The organism is Micrococcus sp. GbtcB5, from assembly GCF_019091605.1.
GTDB lineage: Bacteria > Actinomycetota > Actinomycetes > Actinomycetales > Micrococcaceae > Micrococcus > Micrococcus luteus.
In genome coordinates this window covers 1-11,165 of record NZ_JAGXJK010000040.1, presented here as the reverse complement: position 1 = coordinate 11,165, position 11,165 = coordinate 1, and the positions used below count along the sequence as shown (strand labels likewise).

Annotated in this window: 10 protein-coding genes and 1 pseudogene; 5 read left to right on the top strand and 6 right to left on the bottom strand. The window is 71.3% G+C overall.

All coding sequences use genetic code 11. The annotated features are described in order from the left end of the window. Positions 1-564 precede the first annotated feature (564 nt). The 3 genes from KVS67_RS10875 to KVS67_RS10865 all read left to right on the top strand — a co-directional run bounded on the left by KVS67_RS10875 (position 565) and on the right by KVS67_RS10865 (position 3,488). The gene (locus KVS67_RS10875; RefSeq protein WP_098471853.1) at positions 565-1,344 is read left to right on the top strand and encodes a hypothetical protein; all 780 of its coding nucleotides are present in this window, start codon (positions 565-567) and stop codon (positions 1,342-1,344) included. 1,303 nt (positions 1,345-2,647) lie between these two features. Next, positions 2,648-3,034 (top strand): hypothetical protein, encoded by a 387-nt coding sequence (locus KVS67_RS10870; protein ID WP_098471854.1) that lies wholly within the window; start codon positions 2,648-2,650, stop codon positions 3,032-3,034. A 214-nt stretch (positions 3,035-3,248) separates the two neighbouring features. After that, on the top strand, positions 3,249-3,488 hold the full coding sequence (locus KVS67_RS10865) for a hypothetical protein (RefSeq protein WP_098471855.1): 240 nt from the start codon (positions 3,249-3,251) through the stop codon (positions 3,486-3,488). Positions 3,489-3,636: 148 nt separating this feature from the next. On the opposite strand, the gene KVS67_RS10860 is transcribed toward KVS67_RS10865, so the two are convergent. From KVS67_RS10860 to KVS67_RS10835, 6 genes are all read right to left on the bottom strand, one after another. After that, the gene (locus KVS67_RS10860) at positions 3,637-4,551 is read right to left on the bottom strand and encodes a hypothetical protein (protein ID WP_098471856.1); all 915 of its coding nucleotides are present in this window, start codon (positions 4,549-4,551) and stop codon (positions 3,637-3,639) included. A gap of 444 nt (positions 4,552-4,995) precedes the next feature. Next, positions 4,996-5,226 (bottom strand): hypothetical protein, encoded by a 231-nt coding sequence (locus KVS67_RS10855; protein WP_098471857.1) that lies wholly within the window; start codon positions 5,224-5,226, stop codon positions 4,996-4,998. Between the two features lie 203 nt (positions 5,227-5,429). Beyond that, positions 5,430-5,825 carry a hypothetical protein gene (locus tag KVS67_RS10850; RefSeq protein WP_098471858.1) on the bottom strand — a complete coding sequence of 132 codons (396 nt, stop codon included), beginning with the start codon at positions 5,823-5,825 and terminating at the stop codon, positions 5,430-5,432. 33 nt (positions 5,826-5,858) lie between these two features. Next, on the bottom strand, positions 5,859-7,175 hold the full coding sequence (locus KVS67_RS10845) for a hypothetical protein (RefSeq protein WP_173233047.1): 1,317 nt from the start codon (positions 7,173-7,175) through the stop codon (positions 5,859-5,861). A gap of 103 nt (positions 7,176-7,278) precedes the next feature. Next, positions 7,279-7,584 carry a hypothetical protein gene (locus tag KVS67_RS10840; RefSeq protein ID WP_098471859.1) on the bottom strand — a complete coding sequence of 102 codons (306 nt, stop codon included), beginning with the start codon at positions 7,582-7,584 and terminating at the stop codon, positions 7,279-7,281. Position 7,585: 1 nt separating this feature from the next. Next, on the bottom strand, positions 7,586-9,799 hold the full coding sequence (locus KVS67_RS10835) for a type IV secretory system conjugative DNA transfer family protein (protein WP_143741622.1): 2,214 nt from the start codon (positions 9,797-9,799) through the stop codon (positions 7,586-7,588). 563 nt (positions 9,800-10,362) lie between these two features. Between KVS67_RS10835 and KVS67_RS10830 the strand changes: the two genes are divergently transcribed. After that, positions 10,363-10,896, top strand: coding sequence for a GNAT family N-acetyltransferase (locus tag KVS67_RS10830; RefSeq protein WP_101966197.1), 534 nt, complete (start codon positions 10,363-10,365; stop codon positions 10,894-10,896). Then, positions 10,893-11,165 (top strand): annotated as a pseudogene (locus tag KVS67_RS10825) (hypothetical protein); the annotation flags it as partial. The gene KVS67_RS10830 and the pseudogene KVS67_RS10825, both read left to right, overlap by 4 nt.

Here is an 11,165-nt window from a genome sequence, read left to right as displayed (position 1 = left end):
GGGGGGGGCAGCAGGCGGGCCGCTCACGCGGCCGCCTCCGGCGGGCCCTGTCGGGCCCTCGCCCCGCTGGCGCGGGGCCGGCTCGCTCCGCTCGCCTGGCGCGCTCCGCGCGCCGGTTGGGTGCCCCGCGCGTTGGGTGCCCATCGGTAGGTGGGGCACGGCGGGCGCTGACGCGCCGCCGGGAGGGTTGCCGAACGGTGGGCCGAGGACGGGAGGGGGTCAGCTGGGCGCACCACGGGCCGCTGTGCGCCCGCCTGCGCCCCGTTCCCACCCCTGCACCCCCACAAGCCCACCCGCACCCCGAACGGCCCTCAGACGCCCACACACCGGGCCAGGGGGCCGGGGACCGGGCGGGCCGGGGCCGGCGGGGCGGCGGAGGGGCCGGGCGGGCCGAGCGGGCGGCGCAGCCCCCACCCCCGCCCATGCCATAACACCGCCAGCACACCACCACACCCTCACCACAAGCAACACCACACAACCGATTGCGTCCACACCACAAAGCGTGTATGGTTTGACTCAGCGGGAGGCAACCGGCCCCCTGCACCCCTAGCCTTGGAGGCTCTCATGCTCACGTTCAACGCCCGCCAGCTGCTCCGCGGTCTCGATGTCGCTTCCTACCCCGCCCGCCTCGCCGACGAGCCGGTCGGGGCTCGCCTGACCACGGTCCCTCTGGAGGTGACCGACCAGGGCCTGATCGCCTACAGCACGGACCGCTACCAGCTCGCCCGCACGCTGACCGAGTACGCCCTGGAGGCGCCCGCGCACGGCGCGGGCCTGCCGCCGGTGCGCCTGCACCGCTCGGGCCTGAAGGTTCTGCTCCCGGTGCTCCGCGCCGCGAAGAAGGACGGCACGGTGGAGCTGACGGCCGACGAGGACACCGTCACGTTCACCGTCCACGCGGCGAACGGGCAGGTGCAGACGGTGCCGCTGAAGAACTACGCGGACGCGGACGAGTATCCGAAGATCGCTTCCCTGTTCCGCCTGCACACCCAGCCGCGGGGCGCGCTCGAGGAGGGCACGTTCACGGTCAATCCGAAGTACGTCAAGGCGCTGGCCGACGTGACGGCGCGGTACACCAGCGACGGTGAGGTGCTCACGTTCGACCCGGACACCAACCACTCGGGCAAGCCCGTCGCGTGGGTCCACGGCCAGTGGGCGCACGGCATTCTGATGCCGATCCGTCGGGATCAGCTCCCCACGATCGACGCCGAGTACGAGGGCGTGGGACGTCTGTTCCGCGCCGTGCCGCTGATGCAGTCCCCGGAGTCCGCCAGCGTGCGGGAGGGCTCCGCCGTGGAGCGGGCCAGCACCCGCGGGACCGCCGAGGCTCCGGCCACGGCCTGATTCCCTCTCCCTATCGGCGGGGTCGTCGCACTGCGGCGGCCCCGCCGCTGACCGCCCGGGCCGCGAGCGCCCACACCCCCGGTGGCCCCGCCCGCACGATGCGGGCGGGGCCGTCCGCCCGCGGCGGCTGCCGCTGTCTCCGCGGCACCGCGAGCTCGCAGCGCGGCGCCGGCAGCTGGCTGCCCCTCCACGACACGTCCCCCGCCGGTCGCCGGCCCAGACATCGCCCCCACGGCGGGGCCCTGTCGTGCCGCCGTCTCCGCGCCCTCCCCCCTTGCTGAGCTTCCAGCCGTCGGCGGCCCCACGCGCTCTCGGCTGCTGGCCGTGAGGGCCCCGCTGCGGACCGTGTCGGGGAGATGGCCCGGGCCCGCGGCTCCAGCTGCCGCGGCGGCCGGCAGCTCGAGCTGGCGCGGCCGGCAGCGTCCTTCCGCGACACGTCCCCGCCCGGCCCGCCACCCCGAGCACGCCCGCCGCGGCCGCGCACCGGCCACACCCCGTGCCACCAGCCCCCACGCATCGCTTCCAGACCCCGCGGCGTGCCGGGGACATGCCCCGGATGCCCAGCTCCAGCAGCCGCGGCGGCCGGCAGCTCGAGCTCGCGGAGCCGGCAGCGGCCCTCCGCGACACGTCCCCGCCCTCCACACTCGCTCGCCACTGATGGCCGTGGGCACTGGGTCGCTCTCCCAGGTGCCAGTGGTGGTGTTCAGTAGACGCTAACCAACTGCCCTTCTTTGGCCTACTCTTCCCGGATTCGTTCGGGTTCTCAGAGGTGCATTCACTAAACACCTTCTGATTTGCTTTTCTGTCCCTCCTTTGCTATACTTGAAAGGCTGGGGAACTCCCGGTGCGCCCCGCGGAACTCGCCGCGCGGGTGCCTCGCATAGAGAGGAAACGAAGCATGACCCATGGCAGAGTACGAGGCCGCTGCAGCGGCCTGACACGTGCACATCACAACCGCTACGAGACAGGGAGAGGCTCCTGTGAGAGTCCGTTAGGCACGCACCGTCCGTCCATCTTGAGTAGGTGGATCAGACGCATCAAGATAAACCCAATACTCATATTCATTTTCATTCTTGCCGACCGCATGGTCGAAGTCACCGACACTGTCGAAGCTGCCGAGAAGGTTGCCGAGTGGCTTCATGCAGTCCCCTGGGAGGCGGTAGCTTCCTTCGCGTCCGATCTCGTACCCCACATCGTGGAACTACTGATTTGGATATTTCTACTCCTTTGATTAGGAGAAAATGCAAAGTTGAGCCCCTCTGGAGGATCTTCCTTCAGGGGGGCTCTTGCATGCCCGCCCGCCATGGCGACCCTGGATCGCCAGGATCCCGAGTACCTCTACGTGGCCCTGGTGGATGCGACCGGGCCGCGGCGGATGGAGGGCGTGGACTTCCACACGGGCACGTTCCCGGACGGGCTGAGCTGGAAGGCCACGGTGGAGGCGGAGGCGGTGCTCAACGCCGCCGTGGCCATGGGTCCGCGTGAGGCCGCCGCCGGTGCGCTGGCCGTGCTGGCCTACGTGTCCTGGCTCCGGGGCCAGGGGACCCAGGCCGACGAGCGCCTGGCGCTCGCCAAGGCGTGCGTCCCGTGCCACGCACACGTGCGCGCCGTGTCCGCCATGATCCGCGCCACCTCGGTGGCCGTGGTCGCCGCCGACCTCGACCTGTCCGGGAAGCCCGTTAAGGGCTGACCGAACCGGCCCGGGGGCCGCTCACCGGCGCCCCCCCTGTCGCGGACTCGACCGCGCAGCCGGTAGCTCCAGGTGCAGCTGCCGGCTGCGGATCTCCGCGACACGTCCCCGCCCTGCCCGCGCTCGCGGGTTTGTCACCACCCCATCGTGAGTGTATGGTTTGACACAGCGGGAGGCATTCGGCCACCTGCACCCCTACCGGAGGAGGCAGCTCATGGAGCAGCAGACCACCACCCCCACCTACGCCGACGGCTACAAGGCCGGGTACCAGGACGCCAAGGCCTTCTACACCCGCCGCGACAACCACGCGCGCACCGTGGCGCGCCACTGGCGCGCCGTCGCCGACCACCCCAAGGGCGCCCGCTCCATCGAGGTGCTGACCATGCTCTTCCCCGATCTGGTCCGCACCCTGGACGCCATGGCCGCTCACGAGCTGGATCACCCCCAGCCCTGAGCCGCCACCTCCCCCGACGGGCGCGGACCGCACGGTCCGCGCCCGTCGGCGTCCCTGGCCCGCTCTCGCGGATCGGGGGGGCTGAGATCCTGGCGCACGCCGGCGGGGCGACGTCGCCCGCCCTCGGCGGCACGCGGCCCCCGGGCCCTCAGCCGAAGACGCCGCCGAAGGCCATGGCGGTGGCAGTCTCCACCACCCCCGTGACGGCGGACCCCAGGGCCGCGCTCCCTACGTTGGCGGCGAGACGACGCAGGCGACCGGCTCCCTCAGCCACAGGGCCGACGGCGGGCTGGTCTTCCTGGAGCGCCTGCTGGAGTTCGTCGATGGCCTCGGTCAGCTCCTCCTCCCCCTCCTTCTCCGCCATCACACGCAGGTCTGCAAGCGCGCGAGAGAGGTCTTCGACCGTGCTCTGAGCATGGGCGCCCTCGCCAACAGCCACAGGGCCAGACGGCGCGTGGAGATAGGTGATGTACTGCACGCCCACGCGATCGCTCAGCGCGGCATCGACCGCGGCGCGGCTGGGCAGCTCGCCGAGGGGGGTGTCGGCGGTGAGGTCGGCGACGAGCTCGACCAGGCTGGTGCGGATGCGGTCCACGATGCCGCGGAGGGTCGGACCGGGCACCGCGTACATCAGGCTGGTGATCTGCTGATGCGGCGGCAGGATGGCGTTGAACATCATCTGCGCTGCACTGAGCGGGCCGGTCCCGTAGTGGAACGCCTCCCGAGTCGCCATCTCCTCGATCTCCGCCAGAGGCCCCTTGAGGGTCAGCAGTTCGGGGAGCACCTCCCGGACGTCGTCGGGGAAGTCGTACCACGAGACGGGTTTCCTGCTCACGACGGTGTTGCCGCTGATGGAGGACATGAGCATGCCGGCATGGATGCTCCGGTAGGCAGGCGCGTCGACGTCGTCCGGGTAGCCGTTGAGCTCGAACCTCGCCCACTCCCGCAGGCTCTGCGAGCCGGTCTGCGCGCCGAGCATCAGGCACTTGCGCAACAGGCCGGGCAACGGTTCCGCCTCGTCGATGACGCGCTCGCGGAGGTCAGTGAGCAGTGAGCTGGTCATGGTGTCCTTCGCCGGATCCGGTGGGATGCTGATCGTATCCATCCCCCGGCTGAACAGGCCTCGCTCTCCCCCGCCCCGCGCGGCTCCGCGCCCGCCCCGCAGCCGTGCCGGGGACATGCCCCGGACCTCCAGCTTCCGCAGCCGAGGCAGCCCGGCCGGCCGGGCTGAAGCAGCCGGCCGCCCATCTCCACGACACGTCCCCGGCCGACCCGCGCTCGCGGACGCGTTCGCTCCGGGCCGGCCGGGCCGGGCCGCCCGCACGCCGGCGTCGCCGTCGAGTGGACGGGTCCGCCCACGCTGCGACCATGGGTGGCCCTGGCGGTGCTGCCCCCGTGTGCGCGTCCCCCCGGCTCCGCAGGTGTCTTGCTGGCCCGGGGCTGGAGCGTTGGCGCATGAGACGACGGCGGCCCCCCTCCAGTGAGGGGGGCCGCCGTGGCGGGGAGGTCAGCAGAGGTTTGCCTGGCAGTCGGGGCAGATCTGGGAGATGGTCCGCTCCCGCTCCACCTTGGTGCGGTGGGGCAGGACCTCGTGGACGGGCTGGCCGGCGTCCAGGGCGTCCGCCTCGTCCTGGGTGATGGAGACGTAGTCGGCCTTGCCGCAGAGGGGGCAGAGGCAGTCGATGTCGGCGCTGTCCGGGCCGTAGACGTTGTAGATGCGGTGGGCGATGCGTCCCATGGGGCGCTCCTTCGACGAGGGGTGCAGGCCCCCTGATGGGGCCCGCTACGTGTCTAACCATACACGCTTCCCGCCTATCGCACAAGCGTCTTTCGCGGTCGGTGCAGCAGCAGCTCATGCTGCATCTCCGCGACACGTCCCCGTCCGATCCGCGGGCCCAAGCTGCGGCCGCGAGCTCATCCGCACGCGATCGCCGCGGCCGGTCATGCCGGCTCGGCCGCGGCCTCCTTGGCTGCGGAGCTGCCCGCGATGAGCTGCGCGATGAGCTCGGCGCTACCGGGGGAGCTGGCGGCCGGCGCCTGCGGCTGCTCCAGCAGCTGCTCGACCCAGTCCGGCGTCTGGTCATGACGCTGGGCGAGCACGTAGGGCCCGCGGAGCAGGGCGGGCAGGTTGTAGGCCCACACGACGGGGTCCTGGGCGTAGGTGGCGCGCCGGCGCTCGCCGCGGCCGAGGTCGTCGACGGTGGGGGTGGGCAGCTCGAGGTCGAGGTGCCCCTCGGGGTCATGGATCTGGACGTCCTCCCCGTCAACGTGCACGTATCCGACGTGCCGCTGGAGGCCGGAGGGGCCGTCCAGGTGGTGGATGGTGATGGTGAACATCAGATCTCCTTATGTTGATCTTGTATCAGTTTATCAGCGCTCGTAGAGATTCGACAGGCTCAGGATCCGGCCCTTGCTCTGCATCAGGCGTGCCCGCCGGCGCACCTCGTGGAAGCGGCCTTCCTCGATCGTGCCGCGCAGGCCCAGGCCGTCTTCGGAGTCCAGGAAGCGGGCTAGGATGGCCTTCTCCTCCCGAGTGGTCGCGCGGGCCTGCGGGTGCTGTGAGCGCGCGGCGACGAACATCGAGGCGTTCACGCCGCCGACGCCGTCGGTGAAGGCGAATCCGTTGTCGATCGCCGAGAGGCCGCGGCGATCCATCAGGACGTTGCCGCGGTGGCGGTCGACCTGCCCGATCAGGCAGTCGAAGAAGGCCAGATCGCTGGCCTGGTCGGAGTGGTGCTCTGCCATGTGCACCACGTTCGCCCCTGCCCGCATCGGCCCCCCGGGGACTCCATAGGAGATGGAGCCCCACTGGCCCTCGTACTTGACCAGGGCCACCGGAGGCACCAGAGCCGCGTACTTCGGGCCCAGCGCCTGGGCGAACTGCGAGGCCGCGGCCTCATGGGTGGGCTGGTGCCGGCCGTCGTGGCCATAGGCCTCGGCGGTGTCCATGTCCAGCTCGTCGTAGGGCTTGAAGTAGCCGCACGCGCCGTCGTCCCACACCAGACGCTTGATGTCGTTGACGCCCTTGCCCGCGACCGGCGCACCCTCACGCGCCGAGTCCATCCGCATCAGCTGCCGCTCTTCGGCGGTGCGCCCCTGCCGCTCCACCAGCAACGCCACGCGCGCGGCCTCTTCCTCGCCGCACTGCTCCTCCCACTCCGACCACTCGGGTCCGCGAGCGCCCGTCGAGGCTGAGCCGGGAGCCGGGGTCGGGGTGCGGTGGTCGCGGCCGGCGCCTGCGCCTGCGCCGCCGACGGCTCCGCCGCCACCGGCCACTCCGGCGCCGCCAGCGCCCCCACCGCCGCCGACGCCTCCTGCTCCGCCGGCGGCTGCGGCGGCCGGCGCTCCCCCGCGGGCCGGGGCGCGGCGGGCTGGGGCCTTGGGGTCGTTGCGCAGCTCGGTCTTGGCGGCCTCCCATCCCTTCTTGGCCGGGCCCGCGGCGCGGGCGAAGACGCTTTCCGGAGCGCCGGCCTGACCGGCCCACTCCTTGATCTCGTTGATGGGCTTGCGCTGCCTCTTCAGCTCGGCCAGCTCGTCAGCCTTGCCCTCGGCCTTGGCCCATCGGGCGATCTGCTGTCCGATCGCCCGGTTCTCCCGTCGACGCTTCAGCGCGGCCTCCCGTGCCGTTGCGTTCGGGGGGCATCGACGTCCGTGGGGACACCCCGCCTCGCCCTGAGCCCTGCACATGCCAACCTCCTGGTCCGTTCCATCCGCCCTGCACGGGCGCCTTCACTGACCACAAGGCCGGGCTCTCCGCGGCATGTCCCTAGCTGCTGACGAGTCCGTCAGGTCAGTCGTCCAGGCCGCGGGCCCGGCGTCTGGCGGCCCGATAGGCGGCGATCATGACGATGGCCACGAGCACGGCGCCGGCCCCCAGGACGAGGGGGAGGCTGACGCCGACGCCGGTGTCTGCGAGCTCGAAGGAGGCCTGGTCTGCGGGGACGAGCAGGCCGATCTCCAGCAGGCTCTGGCGCACGGAGTTCATGGCGCTGGCGGCCCAGGCGGTGAAGGCGCCGGTGCCCAGGAAGAACATGCCGGCCAGGGTGATCCAGATGATGTCGGTGCCGTCGCTGGTGCCGTTGGTGTTCGCGCTCATCTCAGTTCTCCTCGTGTTCGACGTGGCGGGTGGGCAGCATCTCGGTGGCGGCCACGGAGATGCCGCCGGCCTCCCCGGTGTCGCGCTCGATGTACTCCAGGTAGATCCCGGTCTCGTCCTCCTGGGGGTCCTCGGCGAGCACCGCCCAGGTCTCGGCGTCGGGGTCGATCTGGATCAGGTCGCCGGCCTGCAACTCCTCGGCCGGGGACTCGACGGGCTCGCCGTAGCCCTCGAAGAGGTCCTGCTCGTCGTCGGGGACGTAGGGCACGTGCTTGCGCTCGGCGATCACGGGGCGGCTGGGGTCGGCCAGCACAGCCGGAGAGGGGCGCCCGGTCGGGCGTTCCTCGACCGCGGCAGTGGCGGGAGCAGTGTTCAGGGACTGCAAGGCCGCGAGCGCGGCGGCCGGGACGGCCGCGTTGGCGGCGGGCGCGGTGGCCGGCTGCACCTGGGGCTGGTCGGGGGCCTCGTAGACGCGGGCGTCCATGTAGTCGGCGTAGCTGGTGGGGTTCTCGTTGCCGTCCAGGTCCATCGTGACCGGCTCGAGGATCTCCACCAGCATCTTCTTGTGCACGACTTCGCGGGGGCGCACCGCGGCGACGCGCTGGGGGTCGTAGTCGTCGGATCCCGGGTCGGGGTTGGGGGCGTAGATGGTCTGGATCATGACGGGCACGCCGGCGGAGTTCAGGGCCATGCCGCGGCCCTTGATGTGCCGGGGGATGGTGGTGCCGACCACGTAGGAGTCCCACATCATCTTGGCGCCGTCGGGGCTGAGGCGGGACATGGCCACGCGCATGCCGAGGTTGTCGCGGAACTCACCGGAGATGAAGCGGGTGTCCGCGCGCTGGAGGCCGATGAGCATGTGGATCTTCGCCGAGCGGCCCAGGCGGCCGATGTTGCCCAGGCGCTTGAGCACCGCGGACTTGGAGGATCCGCCCTTGGGCTTGACCTCGGCCCACCAGTCGTCGGCGGCCTCGAGCAGCGTGGTGGCCTCGTCGACGATCAGGGCCACGGGCTCGAAGTCGGCGGAGGTCGCCTTGCCGGCCTCGATCAGCGCGTAGCGCTCGTTCATCAGGTCGTGGGCGTCCTCGATCAGCTTCACCTGGTGCTCGATGCGCGAGGCCAGCCGCTCCACGTTCGGCCAGTCCCGCAGGCCGATGAACTCGATCCGCTTGCCGTCGATCACCCAGACCTTCCAGCCGGCCTGGGTCAGGCGCTGGACGACGTTCTGCTCCACGACGGTCTTGCCCGAGCCGGTGGTGCCGACCACCACCATGTGGGGTTGCTTGCGGGGGTGCCAGGAGAGCTGCTCGCCGTCCTCGTCCACACCCAGGGGGATCTGGAAATCTCGGTAGTCGGCGTGGGTGCGCACCAGCGGGGAATGCTCCGGCGGGGGCAGGACCAGGGAGGGCATCGGCTCGCGGGCGGAGAACACGACGGTGTCCTCCACGAGGTTCCACTCCGGGACCCAGTCTCCGGGCACGCGGGTGGCCAGGACTCGCTCCACGCGCAGCCGCTTGGAGGCCATGGCCATGTTGCTGCCCTGCTCGTGGGCGACCTCGATGCGGGTCGCGTCGCCGTCGTCGTTGAGCTCGACCTTCACGCGGGCGGACTCGCCCAGCAGGTCCCGCACCACCCGGGAGGCGCGTTCCACGGTCGGGTCGGTCTTCTCCACCTGCTCGGCCCCCACGGCACCGAGCACCACGCGTCGCTTGCGCGGCAGGTGGGCCTCCACCTTGTACTTGGCCCCGAGGCTGACCGAGGTGACCTCGGCCAGGGACTTCAGCCACTCCGGGTCCGGCACCACCCTCGCGTGGTAGGTCAGCTGCACCTGCTGGGGCAGGCCGATGAACCCCCCACGCCAGCGGGAGAGCTTCACCGCGGCCCGGGACGGCCGCGGGCGGATCATCATCACCGGGCAGATCTGCTCGGTGAAGTGGTCGGCGATCTCCGCCCGCTGCCTCGCCCGCTCGGCCACCACCAGGGATGCCGTCGAGACGCCGGCACCACCGCCGGCGACCGTGTAGGCCAGGGCCGGGTCCGTGGCGGCGAACATGCCGGCGGCCAGCGCGCCGGCGGCGACCAGTCCCGATCCGATCCCGAGGAACTTCGCCGGCTGCGGCTGAGGGGCCAGCACCCTGAGCCCCTCGTCGACCTCCTGATGCGCGCCGGCCTGCGCCGTGCCCACACCCATCTGCGGCTCCATGTCCACGCTCATCTGCGGCCTCACCCTCTGGCCCCGAGGACGGGGCCGACGACTCTCGTTCACTGCCCATAAGGCCCGCCCGCGCCGCCGATGTCCCTCCCCCCGCCTCGCCGACGCACCCCCCCTCTGATCGCCTCCCGGTACCCCCTGCCGTAAAAACGCAATCATGTGGAAGGCAGATCACCCCGGTACCCCCTTCCATGGACTTGACTCGTCGGGTAGCCTCCTCAGCGAGACGGAGTCGAGAGGAGGAGGCTAACCCGAGCGAATCAGCCCATTCCAGAGGGCAAAATCTCGCTTTTCTTTCTTCCCCGTCCTTCAGGATTTCCCGATGGGTGGAGGCGCTCGACTCCCGCTCTTCCCGCGGGCTTCCCGCTCGCGTTATGGCACCTGAACGGCACTCCTGCGGTGCCGTCTCCGGCTGTCGAGATGCAGCGAAGATGTCGAGATGCAGCGAAGATTTCAGAAACGCGCCAATTTGATTCATACGCCGATCAGGCCCTGAAGGGTTGACACCGGCTCCTCCTGCCCATCGCCTGACCAGCGCACGGGATCACGGTCGCTACGCTCGATCCATGCCCGTCCGTCTGCGCCCTGCCGTCCTCGACGACGCCGAGGCCCTCGCCGCCCTGGCACGGAGCCAACGCGAGCACCTTGCCCCGTGGGAGCCAGAACGCCCCGCCCGATGGTTCACCGAGGCCGGCCAGCGCGAGGCCCTTGAACAGGCGGAGCACGACCGTGCAGCGGACCGCTCCTACGCGTTCCTCATCACCGACGCGGCGGGCTCGATCTTCGGCCGTCTCACCCTGGCCAGCGTGGTCCGCGGGGCCGGGCAGTTCTGCTCGATCGGCTACTGGGTCGCGCTTGAGGCGACGGGCCGCGGCGTGGCGGCCGCCGCGGTCGGGCAGGCCCTGCAGATCGCCTTCGGCGAGCTCGGACTGCACCGCGTGCAGGCCGAGATCCTCCCCCATAACCACGCCTCCCGCCGCGTGCTGGAACACCACGGGTTCCAGCGGTACGGCCTGGCCCCGCAGTACCTGCGGATCGCCGGCCGCTGGCAGGACCACGAGCTCTGGCAGCTCCTCGCGCCGGCGGAGGGGCAGCAGTGACCCCTGACGACGCCGCCCGGGAAGGACTTCTCACCAACCGGGCCGCCTATGGCGCCCGCGCGGCCGAGTACACCAAGCAGCTCGGCACCATGGACGCCGTGGCCGAGGACGACAGGCTCCTGGTCGAAGCCTGGGCCGACCGGGTGGATGGGGTTCTGGCCGACGTCGGCTGTGGGCCGGCCCACTGGACCGCGCACCTGGCCTCGCTGGACCATGAGGTGACGGGCATCGAGCCGGTCGAAGAGTTCGTCACCCACGCACACCGAACC

What these genes read in the sequence shown, in the direction of transcription:
- KVS67_RS10875 (WP_098471853.1), top strand. Translation starts at nt 565, where the DNA reads ATGCTCACGTTCAACGCCCGCCAGCTGCTCCGCGGTCTCGATGTCGCT.
- KVS67_RS10870 (WP_098471854.1), top strand. Translation starts at nt 2,648, where the DNA reads ATGGCGACCCTGGATCGCCAGGATCCCGAGTACCTCTACGTGGCCCTG.
- KVS67_RS10865 (WP_098471855.1), top strand. Translation starts at nt 3,249, where the DNA reads ATGGAGCAGCAGACCACCACCCCCACCTACGCCGACGGCTACAAGGCC.
- KVS67_RS10860 (WP_098471856.1), bottom strand. Translation starts at nt 4,551, where the DNA reads ATGACCAGCTCACTGCTCACTGACCTCCGCGAGCGCGTCATCGACGAG.
- KVS67_RS10855 (WP_098471857.1), bottom strand. Translation starts at nt 5,226, where the DNA reads ATGGGACGCATCGCCCACCGCATCTACAACGTCTACGGCCCGGACAGC.
- KVS67_RS10850 (WP_098471858.1), bottom strand. Translation starts at nt 5,825, where the DNA reads ATGTTCACCATCACCATCCACCACCTGGACGGCCCCTCCGGCCTCCAG.
- KVS67_RS10845 (WP_173233047.1), bottom strand. Translation starts at nt 7,175, where the DNA reads ATGTGCAGGGCTCAGGGCGAGGCGGGGTGTCCCCACGGACGTCGATGC.
- KVS67_RS10840 (WP_098471859.1), bottom strand. Translation starts at nt 7,584, where the DNA reads ATGAGCGCGAACACCAACGGCACCAGCGACGGCACCGACATCATCTGG.
- KVS67_RS10835 (WP_143741622.1), bottom strand. Translation starts at nt 9,799, where the DNA reads ATGAGCGTGGACATGGAGCCGCAGATGGGTGTGGGCACGGCGCAGGCC.
- KVS67_RS10830 (WP_101966197.1), top strand. Translation starts at nt 10,363, where the DNA reads ATGCCCGTCCGTCTGCGCCCTGCCGTCCTCGACGACGCCGAGGCCCTC.